This is a genomic window from Neobacillus driksii (assembly GCF_013409995.1).
Lineage (GTDB): Bacteria > Bacillota > Bacilli > Bacillales > Cytobacillaceae > Neobacillus > Neobacillus driksii.
In genome coordinates, this window is record NZ_JACCBX010000004.1 from 376,519 (window position 1) to 393,559 (window position 17,041).

Genomic DNA, 17,041 nt, shown 5'->3' on the forward strand with positions numbered 1-17,041 from the left:
TAAACATCAAATAAATGATTAAAAGCTTGATAAAATAATCGTCAAAAGCAAAAATATTGCTCCACCGCCTGCTAACGCTGCAGCTCGCTTTTTTAAGACTTGTTTAGGCGGATAAAATCCCGGTCTTTTTAGAGCTAGAGCATTCCAAATTGCACCAAAAAATAGCAATATACTTAGCAAAAAAAGGATCGATGTTACAGCTTTCATATAATACCCCCTATTGAAGACCAAGAGTTGATACTATTATTAATATGATTTGCTGTCCTTCCCTATGTAGAATATTCAAAAGGTTGGCATTATTTAGAGAAAGAACGTAAAATAAAGAAGAACTATTTTCTCAGAATTGTAATAAAAATAAAAAAATATAAATTTCAAGTAGAAAAAAACGTAATTTCTAAAAATTTTGTGAATTTACATCTTTATTAATTTTTATTTTATTGGCATAATGTTAATAGAGAAATAAAAAAGTAGGTGAAATTGGGGATGTCGGAGAAACAGTATTCAATGAAAGAAGCGATGCTATTTAGCCAAAGGATTGCACAATTAAGTAAAGCCCTATGGAAATCAATTGAGAAAGATTGGCAGCAATGGTTAAAACCTTTTGATTTAAATATTAATGAGCATCATATCCTTTGGATTGCATACCATTTAAATGGAGCATCTATTTCGGATGTAGCAAAGTTTGGTGTTATGCATGTCTCAACAGCGTTCAATTTTTCGAAAAAGTTAGAAGAAAGAGGATTGCTTACATTTTCAAAAAAAGAAAATGATAAACGAAATACGTATATTCAGCTCACCCCAGAAGGTGAAGAGATCTTTCTTCGTTTAATGGAATCCTATCACCCCAGTGGCAATGCTGCATTTGTTGGTGCCCTGCCGTTAAGAGATTTATATGGGAAGTTTCCTGATATTATTGAAATGATGGCAATTGTTCGAAATATCTATGGTGAAGATTTCATGGAAATCTTTGAACGATCGTTTCATAATATTGAAACTGAATTTAACGAAAATGATGGAAAACTTAAAAAGTCAGAAAAAACACAACAGGAACTCTCCTAAAGACATTTAGTAAACTCTGTAAAAAGAGGTTCGAATAAGTGTTGCTTTAAACAAGCTTGAACAACTTCCTTTGCGTTAAGTTTTTCCGGTAAAGAATATAGAAACTCACTGAAAAGCGGATGAAAATGTATAAACCCTTCCGCTTTTTGTTCTTCCATTTTTATGTTAAGATTCTCACATAGTCGATTGAATGCCTCTACTTCATGTTCTGATAACCCATTCTCTATCACTACTCTATAAAATTCGAGATTGGGGTCCCTCAGCAACTTTAAGAGTAACTTTTGATGATATTCGAGAAGATTCACACGGGCTTGTAATTCAACGTATATATCCATTGCGTTCGACCTCCGGTCACTGCTTTACATTCCTACGTTCATTATTTACTCTTTTCAGGACAATGTAAACCTATTCTTAAATTAGAACAGATAATAATCTTTCCAGTGTTTTTTTTAAAATTATTTCCTACTTTTCTACCATTCCTTTTAACTATCTTTTTTTGTAAATTTTTGATAATGTATTAACATATAATGAACATCAGGGAGGGAATCGATGATGATCTCCATTTTTATTGTTTTGGCCATTTTTATTTTGTTTTACGTTAACAAAATGACCAATTCCCTTTGTATTCAAAAAGATATACCGGAAGAACGTCAGCATAAAGTATTTCGTACAATAAATGTACTTGTCACGATATTATTGATTTCATCCTATGTGGAAATTTTGTATACATAGGTTTACTTTATGTAATGTATCAATGTTAGAGAAAAATAGAAGCGATGAGAAAATTCTCATCGCTTTTAATTTGTTTTCAGGTTAAAACCAAGAAGCACCAATAATTATTAACAGGATGAATAGGACAACGATTAACGCAAATCCTCCACCGTGGAATCCAGTTCCAGACACACAATTCTCCCCTTTCTTAAATGGTAAAGCTGTTGTCTGCATCAGGTGATACCCTTAAATTAAAACCAAGATGCTCCAACAATAATCAATAGAATGAATAGGACTACAATCAATGCAAATCCTGCTCCGTATCCGTGTCCACCACTCATCGTAATACCTCCTTTATTATTTACTACGATATACTATTCAAGCTGTACTCATTTCGACTAGGCGCTTACCTTATTTTCTTCGGAAAAAGTCCACCTTTTTCTTATTGGGGATTAATTCCTTAGAGAACATAACGTTTAGCCGATGGGCAATTGAATAGTTCTCTTTTTTGTTACATGTTATCGTATGTACGAATTCTTGAATTCGCAATGGGTAAATGCCCAAAATTCTGATAACAAAACAGGAAATATTTTTGCAGTGGTTGTCATTTATGTTATAGTATAGTTTGTGGACAAAAGCCCACAAGAATTTACTGTTTAGGAGAGGTACAACATGAAAAAATGGATGTTAGCCCTTACATTAGCTGGCGGGGTTATTGCCTTAAGCGCGTGTAATCAAAGTAGCGGTTCTACAGTAGCAGAAAGCAGTGCTGGAGATATTACAAAGGATCAACTTTATGAAGCAATGAAGGAAAAGGTGGGAACACAAGCATTACAACAGCTTGTCTATGAAAAAGTCCTAGCTGAGAAATACGAAGTAACCGACAAAGAATTAGATGCAAAGGTTGATGAATTAAAGGAGCAGCTTGGAGACAACTTTGAGGCTGCGCTGGCACAATACGGTTACGCAAATGAAGATGATTTTAAAGAAACGATGAAACTTGGTATGATGCAAGAAAAAGCTGCAATGAAGTCCATAAAAGTAACAGATAAAGAAGTTAAGGAATACTACGACAACTACAAGCCTGAGATTAAGGCTCGTCATATTCTCGTTGCGGATGAAAAAACAGCTTTAGAAGTGAAGCAAAAGCTTGACGCTGGCGAAAAGTTTGAAGATGTAAGTAATACCTATTCTACTGATGAAGCGGCTAAAGCAGCTGGCGGTGACTTAGGATGGTTTGGTGCTGGAGCAATGGATCCAGATTTTGAAGCTGCAGCATATGCCCTCAAAAAAGGTGAAATCAGCGGCCCAGTTAAGAGCTCATTTGGCTATCATATCATTCAATTAACGGACAAAAAAGAAAAGAAATCCTATGAAGAAATGAAAGATCAAATGGAAAAAGATTTAAAATCATCAAAATTAACAAATGAAAAAATTAACGAAGTGATGCAAAAGGAAATTAAAGAAGCAAAAGTGAAAATCAGTGATAAAGACTTAGAAAAAGCACTTGACCCAGCAGCTCCTGCAGCACAATAAGAACGTCAAAAAGAAGGCACTCGGGTACGAGTTCCTTCTTTTTGTATTCTATTCGGCTGTAACTCTTTCTCCCCCACGGCGTTCTTTTTCTTGTTCAAGCCGAGTTAAATAAATTTCTCCCTCTTTTTCAATATTCTCCATTTCTAACATTCGTTCTTCTCTGCCTGTTTTAATTGCCATCAATGCGCTAATTACGATACCAACCACGACTGCATATACCCAAATAGGAATAGTCATTTATTATTGCTCCCTTCATTAGCGGTTGTCCACTTTTTTATACAACATATTCGAATTACTGATAAATATTCATACTGTGTACAAAAAAAATAACCCATTTGATGGGTTATCTTATTTATGGAATATGGGTTTGTAAAATGAACGGTTGTCTAAGGCAAATACACGTTCAGTAAATTCGCCAGGTTTCACTCTCTCTAAGGCACGATCGAGCATGTTCATTTTTGCATCTAGATTATCGATATAATGGAGAATTTCGGCTTCTTTAATTAATGGCGGCTTTGGACTTCCCCACTCGGCCTTCCCGTGATGACTTAATACGAGATGCTTTAGTATTAAAACTTCCTCACCAGATATCCCTAGTTCCTCAGCAGCCTTTCCAATTTCATTTACCATAATGGTAATATGACCTAGTAAATTTCCTTCCACTGTATAAGTAGTAGAGATTGGACCTGATAATTCAACTACTTTCCCCATATCATGCAATATCACTCCAGCGTAGAGCAAGTCCTTGTCAAGACTAGGATAGAGCGAAGCTATTGCTTTGGCTAAGTCGAGCATACTAACCACGTGATAGACAAGACCTGACACAAACTCATGATGATTCTTAGTTGCGGCAGGATACTCCAAAAAGGCCTTCTGATGTTTTTTCAATAAATGGCGGGTAATTCTTTGGATATTAGGATTTTTCATATCAAAAATATATTGTGTCAGTTTACTAGTCATCTCTTCTTGGCTTAATGGAGCGGTCTCTAAGAAATCTTCCAATTTTACTGAGTCACTCGGTCCCGTTCTTCGAATCTGCCGGATTTTCAGCTGGCTTTTACCACGATAATTATGGATATCCCCAATAATTTTAACAATGCTTTGCGCGGTGTAATTCTTTTCATCCTCTTCATTAGCGTCCCAAAGTTTCGCTTCTATCTCACCACTTTGATCTTGAAGAATAAGTGTTAAGAATGGCTTTCCATTACTGGCAATCCCTTTAGTGGCACTTTTTATAAGTAAATACAGATCAACCTGTACTCCGAAATCATAATCTAGTATTCCTTTAGTCATCTTTCTCTCTCCTTCCCAATAGTACAAGTATAACATTCTCTATGAGATTACCTCGACATTATCTTTATGAAGATACATAACATTTTCTGGATGAAAATATGGGAGCAAATGTGTGTGACAAGTAAAAAATAAAATTTGATTATTTTGGAGCGTGGTTAATAGCTCCAGCACCTTTTTAGTGCGGTTGCCATCAAAATTCACAAAACTATCATCGATAATAATTGGAAAGCGATATTTTTCGTAAAGAGTGGCGGCAAGCGCCAATCTTATAGAAACGTACACTTGCTCAGTAGTAGCCTGACTTAACTCATTAGCCTCAAATAGAGTATGATCTCTTCTTTCAATGAGAAAACCAGTTCCTGACTGCTGCAGGTGTATACGCTGATATTGTTCCTCTGTCAAAAAGGATAGATATTCCTCTGCTTTTGCCAGCATTCTAGGCAAATGGACGTTTTTATACTTTTCAACCGTCTTTGATAGTATGTTTTGAGCTAGACAGAAAACTGTCCATTCTTTTGCTGCTTCTTCTAGCTCAAACTTTTGCTGTTTGTAGTGGTGAAGTAACTCAGAGTAAGAGCCGCCTTCTTCAAGAATTTGAATCTGGTAGTTTGCAGCTGCCAGCTTTTCTTGCAGTTCTATTAGTCTAGATGATAACGGTTCGATTTGATTATGAAACTGGTTTAATCGTTCTTCTATATTGTGAATTTGTAACAATCTTTCCATCTCGTCATTTTTTAAAAAAGAGTATTGTACATGCTTCCTAATATCCTCAAGCCTTTCTATAAACTTTAACTTTGATTCGGCTTCTTTACCAAGCTCATAGAAAGCCGCTTCTTCCTCCACATTTGCTTCTTCAAGGAGCTTTTTCTTTTCCGAGATTAGATGCGCTTGTTCCAATTTCATTTGATTAAGGTCGGCATTAAAATCATCAAGCTTTCCTTGCTTTTCTTGAATTTTTATTACCTTTCCATGTTCTTCTCTTATTTTATTCCGCAATAAATACCCAATCTTCGAAAAATCATTTCCTACGTCTGCTAAATAGAGCTTTGCGTAAGATGTGAGTCTTTCAGTAATAGCAGCCTTTTCATGGTTAATAAATTCCACCCTTGCTAGCAAATTCCTTTTTTCTCGGCATATTAGCTTATATTGTTCAATTAGCTGGAATGCCTCTAGGAAAAAAGATTGTGCAATATATTCAGGTATATGAAGTTCATTGCTAAGTTTCACTAGCATGTCCTGATTTTCTGCTGCGTCAATCTCCAACTCCTCGAATTTCCTGATCACTTTTTCATATTGTGTTTGCTGCTGTTCGAGCTTTATTTTTAATAGCTGTTGCTGCTCTTTCCAGTAATTATCTTTCTTCAATTTTTCTTGAAGAGCTGGAATATTACTATTTTTATATCTCTCGAGTTGTTGTATGAACCTTTTTTCATCCTCTAACAACTGACTTAGAGCTTGATTAATTTTTGCATCGTTTTTACGATTATTGTTATTATTACTTAGAAAAAAAACGATTAGTAAGGTTCCTAATACTCCAATAACTAACAGTATCCATTGCTTGGAATAGAATCCATAAAGTGAAAGAACCAGCAATAATGCCCCAATAGCTAAGGATTGGTTCTGTTTTTGTTTTTTTATCGCGGCAAATGTTTTCTTATCCTGTTCACTAGAATGTTTAAAATACTCGATTTTGTCTTGGACTGCCTTTAATTCATATTCGACTTTTCTTTTTTCACTGTCATCACTGACTAACTTTTCAATACGCTCTCTTTCATGAGCTGGAATCATATGCGTTTCTGCAAAATTAACTTTTCTCTCTAGATCCTCAAGAGCGTTTTTTTCTTCCAGAAATTTCTCCTCAAGGTCCTGTTTTACTTCTAAAAGCTTTTGCTGTTTCCTCGCTGCCTGCTCTACTTGATTTTTCATATAGATATTTGTGTTTATCGTTAGAACTTCTTCTTCCCTTAAAGGTAAGTGTAGTTTTTCATTTATGATCGACATTTTTTCTTGTAAATCTGCCAATTTCACTTTGCATTGTTGTTTTTCTAGTGTCAGTTGCTCATAGATGGGAATTTGGTCTAACGCCGCAAGAATCTTGGATTCATCAGCGAGTAATTGATTTTCGGGCTGTATAGAAGCCATCTCTTTTTTTAATTGATCGATTCTCTCGAGTAAGCTGGAAATCTGAGCATTGTATGGATAGATGAGCTGATTTAATTTTTCAATTCGTTCAATCCCTCTTGCAGGGAATGGATATTCTCCAAGTGACTTGATTTCTGCCTGTATCCATTTTTCTTCTTTGACGAGTGAGTGGATTTTTTGCCATTCATTTAACTTTTCCACCTCGCTTTTTACAACCTGCAGTTTATGGCTTATGTCTTCTATTTCCTTATGGATCTTTTCTTTATCTGAGACCAATGCTTCGTAACCTTGATTTTTGGCTGCTGCTTTTTTTAGGTCGCCGCTAAGTTCATGAAGTGCTTTGAGTTTTTCATTTACCAACGGCTTCTTCCCGCTTGGTTTAAATCGAGCTTCTAATTCCTTCTGAAGTTCTGCCTCTGTTTTAGCCAGCCGTTCTGTTCCGAGTGTACCAGTAGAAAATAAAAACTTTCCCAATTCGTCGCCTTTCATTTGGTGGATATTTTGCAGCCCATGCAGGTTGAAGGAAAATATCGCTTGGAATAACCCTTTATCCATATTTCCGAGCAGCTGCTTTAGCAGTTCCTCATCACCTGTTGTTCCGTCCTCCAGTGTTACGGTAACGTCACCAGCCGCCTTACCTCTTATCCTTTCTATCGTGGCAATGCCAAACTCTTCAAAATATATTATCAGCTTTCCGCCATAACTTGAGCCGTTTTTTGGTACATAGCGCAGTTCTGAAGATTGTTTCGTTGGAAATCCAAATAGAATTCCATGAATAAATGCCATGATCGTTGATTTTCCTGCTTCATTTTCACCATAAAACACTTGAAAATCAGATAGGTCGTTAATGACTACATTAGATAGTTGACCAAAGCCGTATATATGTATCTCCTGGATTTTCAGGTCAATCATCTCCTTTCACTATTGATACAATAGTCCAATTAATAATTTCTCAGCTTTACCCAATAATTCTTTTTGTTCTTCTTCTGTTAAACTTGTTAAATATTTTCTGCCCAATTGATGCTGATATAATGGTGCAATTGCTGGCTCAGGATTCTGATAGTCATCGATGGTGGCGAACAGCTCCGTATAAAAATCTGCTTCATTCGTTAATTTTTTTCTATCAAGCTGCTGGTGATCTTCTAAGTTTAAATTGACCACCCAGACAAATGCTTCCTCATCATTTTCATAGTCTATCAGCAGCTCCAATAGTTCGGTATCTAGGATTTTTTTCTCTTGGAAATCATTTATATGAACATTCTTTAGGTTTAAGGTAAGCAGTGTACCTAGTCCAGCATTACGCAAACGTTCGATGGTTAACTGGCATAGTTGGAAAATTTCTTGAAAACTTTGCGCCGAAGCAGCATCGACAGTAACTTCTTCCCATAACACGTCTGAAGTTTCTATAAATTCCTTTTTGACCTCTAGATCATTCAACGTAATGTGATAACATCCTTTTACTCCCGTTTCCTTCCTATTACGACCTTGGAGGTTTCCAGGATAAATAATTGGCGGTGTTTCTGATAATATCGCTCGTTTATGGATATGTCCTAAAGCCCAATAATCAAATTCTTTCTCCAGCAGATCCTTGATGGAAAAAGGAGCGTAATTATCATGGTCCGTTCCGCCACCTTCATTCCCGTGGAGAATGCCGATATGAAAGTCGGCAGAATCCTGTTTTTGATAGTGATCTATTCTCCTATCGAGAATATGTCTTTGTATATAACTAAAGCCATAAAGATGGACGGTATCACCACGTTTTGTATGGAATACCTTCATTTCGACATCACTGCCAAAAAAATGAACGTTTGAAGGCATATCAAGGTGTACCCATGAGCCGCTTAAATGATCATGGTTTCCGTGAATAACATAAACAGGAATATCCTTTTGTGAAAGCTTTTGCATTTCATTACGGAAGCGAGATTGTGCACGTATGCTCCTATCTTCACCATCGTATAAATCCCCGGCTAAAATGACAAAATCTACGTTGTTCTCAATGGCAGCCGCTGTAAGCCTTCTTAAAGCTGTGAACGTACTCTCTCTCACTCTTGAAAGGATATTTGCGGGTAAGTGCTTTAAACCAACCATAGGACTGTCCAAATGCAGGTCAGCCGCGTGTATAAAGGAAATCTGTTTCAATAAAAAAAGCTCCTTTCCTTGAGTTTTCTTTCATTGTAACATCTCGAAAAAGCGAATGCACGTTCTAAACGAAAAGCGGAAGCGCCTTGTCCAGGGGCGACAGGCATAAGACGAGCCGGCGAGAAGGTTGTTCTTTAACCTTCTTGACGGATTGTCGGAAAAGTGAGGCGACTGCCCTGGGACGAAGGCATAAGACGAACCCTGCAAGAAGGCGCTCTTTGCCTTCTTCAGGGGGCGGCTTTATGACTCGAGTCCCAAGGAGCCGCAACTAGACAAGCTTATGACCCGAGCCCCTAGGCGCTGGAGCTAGACAATTCTCATATTAACAGAAAAAAAGGGCTTTGCCTTTTTTGGCAAAGCCTTCGCATTTTATTCTTTTTTTGTTAATTGCAATGCCTTCTTTATATCCTTAAAGGAATTTGATTTTCCGTACATTAAAACTCCACCGCGGTAAACACGTGCACCAAATACAGCCAAGAAAATGATTGTTGCCATCAGGATGGATATTCCTAATGCAGCTTCCCAAACCGGAATATTCAGCATACCTACTCGTAAAAACATAATCATTGGGGTGAAGAAAGGTATATACGATGTTATGACGATAAATGGTGAATCTGGTTTTCCAAGACCAAACATTGCAATCATAAACCCTGCTACTACAAGTAACGTCATTGGCGTAATCATTTGTTGGACATCCTCAATCCTGCTGACCAACGATCCTAAAAACGCCGCAAGAGTGGCATAGAGAAAATAACCTAATATAAAGAAAATAACGGCATACGCAATGGTTGATAACGAAATATTGCCAAATCCAAATGCGTCAAAAAAGCCGCCTTCAAGGGAAGACATGTTCCGTTTTATGGAGAAATAACCTATAGAAAGAAGTACCGCAAGCTGCGTTAAGCTTAACAAGCCAATGCCCAGTATTTTACCAAACATTTGCTTTATGGGAGATACACTTGAGATCAAGATTTCCATCACTCTTGAAGACTTTTCTGTGGCCACTTCCATTGCAATCATACTGGAATACATAATAACAGCAAAATAGATGACAAACAGCAGGACATAAACAAGTCCCCGTGCCTGATTCAGTTCTTCTTCCGTTTTGGCATTTTCCTCAAGAGCAACTTTCTTGAAAGAAACCGGCTCATACAGCTGGTTGAGCTGCTCTGGTGTCAGGTTAATTTTTGAAGCTGCAAGCATGGTTTTCATTTGCTGAAGCCCGGACTGAAGATCGGTATATATTGCTGAATCAGCTACACTCATTGCTTTATACTCAGCTTCAGGCAGCTGCTGATCATCATAACGCAGTAGGACAAATCCAGCAATTTCCCCTTCTTCTACTGCCTTTTCTGCCTCTTTTTCGTTGCCTGCAAACTCTGTCAGCTGAAAGTTTTTATTTAGTGAACTCATTTGTTCTTTAAACGGTTTATAAAGCTGCCCTGTTTCATCTAATACGCCAACCTTTTCTTTACCGCTGTCTTTATCGAAAACTTCAATGATATTATTCAGATTGGTTAAGGCTAACGTGATAATTACCATCATTAAGGTTGTGATTAAAAATGACTTTGTTTTCAATTTGTTAAAATACGTATGAAATAAAATAATCCAAAATTTATTCATAGGTATCACCTACTTTTTCGATAAAAATATCATTTAACGATGGTTCTTCAAGTTCAAATTTCCTGATAAATCCTTTGTTCACGATATCTTTTAGTATTTTTTCAGCAACATATTCCCCATCGATTTGAAGATGAATTCCCTCTGTTGTGGACCTAGTCTTAACCACACCTGGATATTCTTTCAGACTATCTAGTGAAAAGTCGGCATGGATAACAAGATTCTTTTTTCCAAATGCACGTTTTATATCTTTTAAGGCACCGTGTACAACTGGAGTTCCTTTATGCATAATACATAGATGCTCACACATCTCTTCTACATGGTGCATTTGATGGCTAGAAAAAACGATTGTTGTTCCCTTTTCCTTTAATGAGAGAACTGCGTCCTTAAGCATTTCAACGTTTACAGGATCCAGACCGCTAAATGGCTCATCCAGAATCAATAATTTTGGTTTATGTATGACGGCCGCAATGAATTGAATTTTCTGTTGGTTTCCTTTTGAAAGCTCTTCTACCTTTTTATTTTCATATTCAGGGACTTTAAATCTGTCGAGCCAATATCTCAATTCAGAAAGTGCTTCACTTTTCGGCATTCCTCTTAATCTTGCAAGGTACACGATTTGCTCGCTAACCTTCAATTTGGGGTATAAACCTCTTTCTTCCGGAAGGTAGCCGACTAAATGACTTGTGGAATAATTGATTGGCTGCCCATTCCAAGTAATTCTTCCATCACTAGAGTCCAAGAGCCCCAAGATCATGCGAAATGTAGTGGTCTTCCCGGCACCGTTTGCTCCTAAGAAGCCAAACATTTCTTTTTCTGGTATGGCGATGGATAAATCCTTTACTGCTGTGAAATCACCAAATCGCTTTGTTACATGTTCAAGTTTTAAGACCATACAAAATCCCCCTCTCAAAAATTACTATACGTAATTCCTCTGGAAAAGTTTCACTTTTGCAAAATATCATGAATTATGCAAATATTATAATATCAATAATGCCTAAGGGGGAAATAGGATGAAGACTTACAAATTAACTGCCTTTGAAGTAAATGGAGAAAAAATAGTAGATGAACCGATTCAGGCTGAACATGACGATGAGGCAAAAGCATTAGCTGAAAAATTATTAGCAGAGAAAAATTTACTAGATAAAACACATCGTTTTACCTCTCCAAGCGGCAAACTAATATTGTTTCATTCTTAATCTTAAGACAGAAAAAAGAAGCATCCATTGCTTCTTTTCTCTGTCTTACTTATTTACCGATAAATTTTGCAGGTCTTTTTTCTATAAAGGCCCGAATTCCTTCTTGATGATCAAGTGTTCGGCGCATGTTTAGCTGACCATGTTTTTCTAGTTCTAAAATTTTTATCAACTGCGGTCTATTCATATCTGCTAGTATCTTTTTCGTTTTGATCATGGCCTGAACTGGTCGCTGCAGCCAATCGGATATTCTAGCGTCTAACGTTTCTTGCAAATCTTCCGCAACTTCTTGTACCAATCCTATTTCCAACGCTTCTTGTGCACTCATCATTTTTCCATCCCATATCACCTGTTTTGCCTTGATTTCTCCTAACCTTTTTTCTAAAAAGAAGTGAGAGCCTCCGTCTGGTATTAAACCGATTCCAATGAAATTCATTGCTAATTTGCTCGTTTTGTCTGCAATGATGTGGTCAGTAGCCAACGCAAGACTGAATCCAAGCCCTGCTGCTGCGCCATTTACAGCGCTAATGGTTAATTTGGGAATACTATAAAGAGTTATGATTAATTCACTAATACAATCCATTACAGGGAAGAATTCACTTTCATTTAGGTTTGAAAGCATCGTTTTTATATCTCCCCCTGCGGAGAAGGCTCTGCCATTCCCAGTTAAAACAACAACATCAATATCATCCGATTCAGCTATTTCCTTCAGTTTACTTACTAGACCTCTTATCATGTCCACATCGATTGAATTTAATGATTCCGGTCTGTTCATCTCAACCGTTGCAACCCTTCCACTCACCCACAACTTTACCTTATCCGTTACAAAATTTATCGTCACCCCAAACAACCTCCCATAACTATATTCAATTCCATTATAGCTTGAATCGGCGGGATAAAAAATAATTTTCATAATATATGGAATTTTCACTATCTAATTAATTTAAACTAAATGCACAAAAAGGACAAAGAGTATCCTCTTTGTCCTTTTATTTCACTTCTTTAGGACTTCCTTTTGTACCTGCTCCCTTAATGTGATCTTTAAAAATTTCCCAACGGAAGTCTTCGGGATTTCCTCCAAGAACAAGATTTCATCGGGGAGCCACCACTTAGCAAACTGGGGAATTAAAAATTCAAGTAAATCTTCCTTTTTCACCTTATCCTTATATGAATCTTTTAACACAACACAAGCAACTGGTCTTTCCTGCCATTGTTCATGCGGGACTGCAACAACTGCAGCTTCAAACACTGCTTCATGGGCCATCAAGGCATTTTCCAAATCAACGGAAGAAATCCATTCACCGCCGCTCTTAATTAAATCCTTGGTACGGTCGACAATTTTCACAAAGCCTTCTTCGTCAATGGTTACGACATCACCGGTGTGGAGCCAGCCGTCACGGAAAGCATCATGTGTTCTCTCATCCTTATAATACTCTGAGGCAATCCATGGCCCCTTAATGCATAACTCTCCCATTTCTTTTCCATCCCAAGCCACTTCTCCATCTTTTCCCACTACTTTTATACTTAAGCCAGGAACGAGAACCCCTTGTTTTGCTCTTATTTCCAGTCTTTCCTCATAATCTAAATTCTCTTGATAGCTTTTTAATGTTGAAATCACTACGAGAGGGCTTGTTTCCGTCATTCCATAAGCATGCAGGAATGGTATGTTATGCCTTTGTTCAAAGGCTTTAATCATCCCTTTAGGTGCAGCTGAACCTCCGCAAAGTACTCCTCTTAAACTGCTAAGGTCGTAAGAGCCCTCATCAAGTTCCTTTAACAACCCAAGCCAAATGGTTGGAACACCTGCAGTAATCGTTACCTTTTCAGTTTCAATGAGCTCTGCTATAAGTTTTGGAGTAAAATATGGTCCTGGCAGCACTAATGATGTCCCAAACCATACTGCTGCAAATGGCATGCCCCATGCATTGGCATGGAACATTGGAACAACAGGAAGTGCGATGTCTTTCTCACTTATTGCTGCACTATCTGCAAGCCCTAACGCCATGCTATGAAGAACAATTCCTCTGTGAGAGTAAACAACTCCTTTTGGATTACCTGTAGTTGCAGAGGTATAGCACATACCAGCAGGATCGTTTTCTTCAATGTCTTCTGGGTATTGAAATGCGGGATTCGCATCTTCTAATAAGGTTTCATAATCATAGATTGGTGAAAGCGTAGTTTCAGGAAGGACCTTGTCGTCTGACATAATTATATAACCCCTAACACTTTTTAGTTCATGTGCGCATTTTTCAAGTAATGGAATCAAATCTGGGTCTACTAAGAGGATAGTATCTTCTGCATGATTGATAATATAGGAAATATGATGAGGAGAAAGCCGGATATTAATAGTGTGAAGAACAGCACCAATACACGGAATTGCAAAATATGCTTCCAGGTGTCGATGATGGTTCCAAGCCAGTGTTCCTACCCTATCACCTTTTCCCACTCCTAGTTTGGTTAAACTATCTGCGAGTCTTCTCGTTCTTTCACCAATTTGTTTATACGTAAAACGTTGAATGCCACTTGATGTTCTAGAAACCACCTGTTTCTTTGAAAAATACCTTTCTGCTCGTTCAATCATCTGTGTCATTGTTAAAGGTGTTTGCATCATCGCTAAATCCCTCCCTAATTGAAAGCGTTTTCGAATCATCGTATTTTATGACCGTTTTCCTATAAAATATTCGTGATGTTTTCGAAAAATCCTCTATTAAGAACACAAAAATCTCCTGCAATTTAAGCAGGAGATCCTTTTTGAGAGAAGAGTTCGTTTAATATTTTTATTTTTTGTTCCGTGTAAGTTTCAAAGCTTTCATTATATGTTTTAGGGTCTTTCGGATTAGCAAACTGAGTAATTTTTCCCGTATGCGGGTCAATGAACTTGCTTGCGGCGCCGCAGCCAAGCCCGATAATTGTCTGCTGCTCCTCCATAATCATGATATTATAAATACTTTCTTGATTTGGGAACGCATATCCGACATTCTCAAGATTGCCAAGGATATTTTTTTGACGATACAGATAATAAGGAGCATAGCCATGACTTTCTGTCCACTCTGTTGCTAGGTTCATCATTTGTTCCACTTCATCACGACCGGCCACTTTATATTTATCTTTGTTTTTCGTCATTTCTGAAGCACGTTTAAACGATAAAGTATGCACAGTTAGAGATTCTGGCATTAACTTTTCTGTTTCTGCAAGTGAATGCTTAAACTCAGTGATCCCCTCACCAGGAAGACCAATGATTAGGTCCATGTTTATATTGTTCATGCCCATTTCTCTTGCTAAATGGTACTTATCAATTGTTTCTTTAACAGTGTGATGGCGTCCAATGGCTTTTAATGTTTCTTGCGTATAGGATTGAGGATTTATACTAATCCTGTCTATTTTCCATTTCTTTAATACCTCTAATTTATCAGAGGTAATGGTATCCGGACGCCCCGCCTCAACGGTGATTTCACGGATAGTTTCAACGTCTGGGAATGAATCATACATTTCTTCATAAAGCAAATCCATTTCTTCTGCCGTAATACTCGTTGGGGTACCTCCGCCATAGTAAACCGTTGTGATTCGGACACCTTTTTCCTTTAGCCATTCACCTATTTTCCTTATCTCATAGTGCAGACCACCTAAGAAAGAATCTACTGATCCTTGTCTGCCATTTATTGCATAGGCCGGGAATGTACAGTAGGCACATTTTGTTGGACAAAACGGAATCCCAATATAAATGCTAACTTCTTTTTGCAAGTCATAGAGGTCAGGAACAATGGCTAGCTGCCTATCAACGATATGCTGCATGAGCTTTATTTTTTCGTCTGTAATCAGGTATTCTTCTTTCAATTGCTGGTGGGCTATTTCTTTGTGTACACCCTCTTGGACTTTACGATGTAAAAGCTTTGTCGGTCTAACCCCAGTTAGTATCCCCCACTTTTGGGTAACTCCTGTCCAATTCTGCAAAAGTGTCAAATACACGTGTGCAACTGCATTCTTAATCTGCTTAAAATATTCCTTGTCCGTTTGAAAGGGCTGTACTTCTTTTTGAAAATCTGTTGATAAGGATTTACCCTCTGCGTCAAGTAACTCAGCTGAAACCTGTATATGGTTATCTTCATTTATTCTAAATTTTATAGTTAAGTTAGCCTCATCGTCTAAAACCTTCACAATCTCTGTTTCTTCAAAAAACAAATTAGCGATCAGCGTTAATTGACGATCGAATCTTGCATCCTCTAACCCGATAATCGAAATTCTCATTAGAATCACTCTTTCAAAATATACTTCTTTCAGTGTACATAATCACCAAAATAAGGTCAATACAGTGGAAATCATTCACAAACGTAAAAGACATCACCGTTTTGGACGATGATGTCTGCTAATTTTACTTTTTAATGATATTCATTTTTCTTAAAAACTCAATTGGCTGTTGTTTTCTGAAGTGTTCTTTAACCATATAGGCGACACCGTGCTCGTTTTGCGATCTCGTCACCCAGTCTGCTGCTCTTTTTACTTCAAATTCAGCATTCCACATGGCCACTCCTAACCCTGCCGCCTCAATCGCTGGGATATCATCCAAGCCTTCGCCAATAACGACCATTTCTTTGAGCTGGATACCAAGATGACTGCCAAGGAAAGCTAAACCCTTTAACTTTGAAACCCCTGCTGGAACAATATCTAAACGCAACCGATCTAGTTGAATGGTTTCAATTTCGGTAAACATTTTTCCAATGGCCTTTTTTGCATCCTGAAGATCATTCTCGTCTTCAAAATAAACCTCAATTTTCGGAGCTGTCACTGGTTGATCATGTAAGTATTCGCTTAATGACGAAACAAATTGCTGAGAATAAAAAACAGGATCCCCTGATGTAAAAACGGTTTTGACTAATAAATTGTTATTTAATTTCAACCTATTGGCTAAAGAAAATTGTTCATGTACCAGCCTGATTTGACACGGCAAACCTTCTAGGAATCGAACGGTATCATAGGTAATATTCTCGTTAATTCTTTCGACTCGATTTTGTTTATCCTGGATATTTGCAATAACGGCACCTTGATGTGTAATGAGCGGATTTTTTATTTTCAATGCCCTTGCAACCTTCTTGGCTGAGGGAAAGCTTCTTGATGTCATAAGCGTTACATAAATTCCTTTTTGCTGAACATACTCAATGGCTTCCTTTGTTGACTTATGAATCTTTCCGTTACTTTGTAATAGAGTTCCATCAATATTTAATGCAAGCAAACGATAAATCATTCCGTAAGCCCCCTGTTCTTGGTGAAGATACCCTTATAACACTTTTATGATTTTTCACCCACAGATAGAACAAGTGCAATAGAAAAGAAAAAACTTCCGGAAAAAC

At 37.5% G+C, this 17,041-nt stretch carries 18 protein-coding genes; 4 read left to right on the plus strand and 14 right to left on the minus strand.

Features of this window, described 5'->3' with window-relative positions:
* Positions 1-18 precede the first annotated feature (18 nt).
* A complete protein-coding gene (locus F4694_RS11220; protein ID WP_179597845.1) occupies positions 19-207 on the minus strand; it encodes a hypothetical protein in 189 nt (62 codons plus the stop codon).
* A gap of 276 nt (positions 208-483) precedes the next feature.
* Here F4694_RS11220 and F4694_RS11225 point away from each other — a divergent pair, with 276 nt between their 5' ends.
* Positions 484-1,059, plus strand: coding sequence for an HTH-type transcriptional regulator Hpr (locus F4694_RS11225; RefSeq protein ID WP_179597847.1), 576 nt, complete (start codon positions 484-486; stop codon positions 1,057-1,059).
* Here F4694_RS11225 and F4694_RS11230 read toward each other — a convergent pair.
* A complete protein-coding gene (locus F4694_RS11230) occupies positions 1,056-1,394 on the minus strand; it encodes a DUF1878 family protein (protein WP_179597849.1) in 339 nt (112 codons plus the stop codon). The genes F4694_RS11225 and F4694_RS11230 overlap by 4 nt on opposite strands.
* 217 nt (positions 1,395-1,611) lie before the next feature.
* Between F4694_RS11230 and F4694_RS11235 the strand changes: the two genes are divergently transcribed.
* Entirely contained in the window at positions 1,612-1,791 is a 180-nt protein-coding gene (locus tag F4694_RS11235; RefSeq protein WP_045519871.1) for a hypothetical protein, read from the plus strand.
* An 81-nt stretch (positions 1,792-1,872) separates the two neighbouring features.
* Here the strand turns inward: F4694_RS11235 and F4694_RS11240 are convergent, their stop codons facing one another.
* Together F4694_RS11240 and F4694_RS11245 are read right to left on the minus strand one after the other, a co-directional pair.
* Entirely contained in the window at positions 1,873-1,962 is a 90-nt protein-coding gene (locus tag F4694_RS11240; protein WP_179597851.1) for a YjcZ family sporulation protein, read from the minus strand.
* 59 nt (positions 1,963-2,021) lie between these two features.
* On the minus strand, positions 2,022-2,111 hold the full coding sequence (locus tag F4694_RS11245; protein ID WP_179158254.1) for a YjcZ family sporulation protein: 90 nt from the start codon (positions 2,109-2,111) through the stop codon (positions 2,022-2,024).
* A 331-nt stretch (positions 2,112-2,442) separates the two neighbouring features.
* Between F4694_RS11245 and F4694_RS11250 the strand changes: the two genes are divergently transcribed.
* Positions 2,443-3,306, plus strand: coding sequence for a peptidylprolyl isomerase (locus F4694_RS11250; protein WP_179597853.1), 864 nt, complete (start codon positions 2,443-2,445; stop codon positions 3,304-3,306).
* Positions 3,307-3,354: 48 nt separating this feature from the next.
* On the opposite strand, the gene F4694_RS11255 is transcribed toward F4694_RS11250, so the two are convergent.
* The 6 genes from F4694_RS11255 to F4694_RS11280 all read right to left on the minus strand — a co-directional run bounded on the left by F4694_RS11255 (position 3,355) and on the right by F4694_RS11280 (position 11,395).
* On the minus strand, positions 3,355-3,543 hold the full coding sequence (locus F4694_RS11255) for a sporulation YhaL family protein (protein WP_179597855.1): 189 nt from the start codon (positions 3,541-3,543) through the stop codon (positions 3,355-3,357).
* A gap of 111 nt (positions 3,544-3,654) precedes the next feature.
* Positions 3,655-4,599: a 3'-5' exoribonuclease YhaM gene (gene yhaM, locus F4694_RS11260; RefSeq protein WP_179597857.1), complete on the minus strand. Its 945-nt coding sequence runs from the start codon at positions 4,597-4,599 to the stop codon at positions 3,655-3,657.
* Positions 4,600-4,638: 39 nt separating this feature from the next.
* Positions 4,639-7,653 carry an ATP-binding protein gene (locus tag F4694_RS11265; RefSeq protein ID WP_179597859.1) on the minus strand — a complete coding sequence of 1,005 codons (3,015 nt, stop codon included), beginning with the start codon at positions 7,651-7,653 and terminating at the stop codon, positions 4,639-4,641.
* Positions 7,654-7,662: 9 nt separating this feature from the next.
* Positions 7,663-8,880: a metallophosphoesterase family protein gene (locus F4694_RS11270; RefSeq protein WP_179597861.1), complete on the minus strand. Its 1,218-nt coding sequence runs from the start codon at positions 8,878-8,880 to the stop codon at positions 7,663-7,665.
* Positions 8,881-9,249: 369 nt separating this feature from the next.
* Positions 9,250-10,503, minus strand: a complete 1,254-nt coding sequence (locus F4694_RS11275) for an ABC transporter permease (RefSeq protein WP_179597864.1) — start codon at positions 10,501-10,503, stop codon at positions 9,250-9,252.
* Positions 10,496-11,395: an ABC transporter ATP-binding protein gene (locus F4694_RS11280; protein WP_179597866.1), complete on the minus strand. Its 900-nt coding sequence runs from the start codon at positions 11,393-11,395 to the stop codon at positions 10,496-10,498. The genes F4694_RS11275 and F4694_RS11280 overlap by 8 nt, the downstream gene beginning before the upstream one ends.
* Before the next feature lie 118 nt (positions 11,396-11,513).
* Between F4694_RS11280 and F4694_RS11285 the strand changes: the two genes are divergently transcribed.
* The gene (locus F4694_RS11285; RefSeq protein ID WP_179597868.1) at positions 11,514-11,699 is read left to right on the plus strand and encodes a YhzD family protein; all 186 of its coding nucleotides are present in this window, start codon (positions 11,514-11,516) and stop codon (positions 11,697-11,699) included.
* A 49-nt stretch (positions 11,700-11,748) separates the two neighbouring features.
* Here F4694_RS11285 and F4694_RS11290 read toward each other — a convergent pair whose 3' ends face one another.
* The 4 genes from F4694_RS11290 to F4694_RS11305 all read right to left on the minus strand — a co-directional run bounded on the left by F4694_RS11290 (position 11,749) and on the right by F4694_RS11305 (position 16,935).
* A complete protein-coding gene (locus F4694_RS11290; RefSeq protein WP_179597870.1) occupies positions 11,749-12,537 on the minus strand; it encodes an enoyl-CoA hydratase in 789 nt (262 codons plus the stop codon).
* A 153-nt stretch (positions 12,538-12,690) separates the two neighbouring features.
* Positions 12,691-14,307: a long-chain fatty acid--CoA ligase gene (locus F4694_RS11295; protein ID WP_179597872.1), complete on the minus strand. Its 1,617-nt coding sequence runs from the start codon at positions 14,305-14,307 to the stop codon at positions 12,691-12,693.
* A 122-nt stretch (positions 14,308-14,429) separates the two neighbouring features.
* Positions 14,430-15,941: a coproporphyrinogen III oxidase gene (locus tag F4694_RS11300; protein WP_179597874.1), complete on the minus strand. Its 1,512-nt coding sequence runs from the start codon at positions 15,939-15,941 to the stop codon at positions 14,430-14,432.
* Positions 15,942-16,065: 124 nt separating this feature from the next.
* The gene (locus F4694_RS11305; RefSeq protein ID WP_179597876.1) at positions 16,066-16,935 is read right to left on the minus strand and encodes a Cof-type HAD-IIB family hydrolase; all 870 of its coding nucleotides are present in this window, start codon (positions 16,933-16,935) and stop codon (positions 16,066-16,068) included.
* Positions 16,936-17,041: the final 106 nt, after the last annotated feature.

Excerpts from the sequence above, each read along its gene's own strand:
- F4694_RS11220 (WP_179597845.1), bottom strand. The coding sequence starts at position 207 with ATGAAAGCTGTAACATCGATCCTTTTTTTGCTAAGTATATTGCTATTT.
- F4694_RS11225 (WP_179597847.1), top strand. The coding sequence starts at position 484 with ATGTCGGAGAAACAGTATTCAATGAAAGAAGCGATGCTATTTAGCCAA.
- F4694_RS11230 (WP_179597849.1), bottom strand. The coding sequence starts at position 1,394 with ATGGATATATACGTTGAATTACAAGCCCGTGTGAATCTTCTCGAATAT.
- F4694_RS11235 (WP_045519871.1), top strand. The coding sequence starts at position 1,612 with ATGATCTCCATTTTTATTGTTTTGGCCATTTTTATTTTGTTTTACGTT.
- F4694_RS11245 (WP_179158254.1), bottom strand. The coding sequence starts at position 2,111 with ATGAGTGGTGGACACGGATACGGAGCAGGATTTGCATTGATTGTAGTC.
- F4694_RS11250 (WP_179597853.1), top strand. The coding sequence starts at position 2,443 with ATGAAAAAATGGATGTTAGCCCTTACATTAGCTGGCGGGGTTATTGCC.
- F4694_RS11255 (WP_179597855.1), bottom strand. The coding sequence starts at position 3,543 with ATGACTATTCCTATTTGGGTATATGCAGTCGTGGTTGGTATCGTAATT.
- yhaM (WP_179597857.1), bottom strand. The coding sequence starts at position 4,599 with ATGACTAAAGGAATACTAGATTATGATTTCGGAGTACAGGTTGATCTG.
- F4694_RS11265 (WP_179597859.1), bottom strand. The coding sequence starts at position 7,653 with ATGATTGACCTGAAAATCCAGGAGATACATATATACGGCTTTGGTCAA.
- F4694_RS11275 (WP_179597864.1), bottom strand. The coding sequence starts at position 10,503 with ATGAATAAATTTTGGATTATTTTATTTCATACGTATTTTAACAAATTG.
- F4694_RS11280 (WP_179597866.1), bottom strand. The coding sequence starts at position 11,395 with ATGGTCTTAAAACTTGAACATGTAACAAAGCGATTTGGTGATTTCACA.
- F4694_RS11285 (WP_179597868.1), top strand. The coding sequence starts at position 11,514 with ATGAAGACTTACAAATTAACTGCCTTTGAAGTAAATGGAGAAAAAATA.
- F4694_RS11295 (WP_179597872.1), bottom strand. The coding sequence starts at position 14,307 with ATGATGCAAACACCTTTAACAATGACACAGATGATTGAACGAGCAGAA.
- F4694_RS11300 (WP_179597874.1), bottom strand. The coding sequence starts at position 15,941 with ATGAGAATTTCGATTATCGGGTTAGAGGATGCAAGATTCGATCGTCAA.
- F4694_RS11305 (WP_179597876.1), bottom strand. The coding sequence starts at position 16,935 with ATGATTTATCGTTTGCTTGCATTAAATATTGATGGAACTCTATTACAA.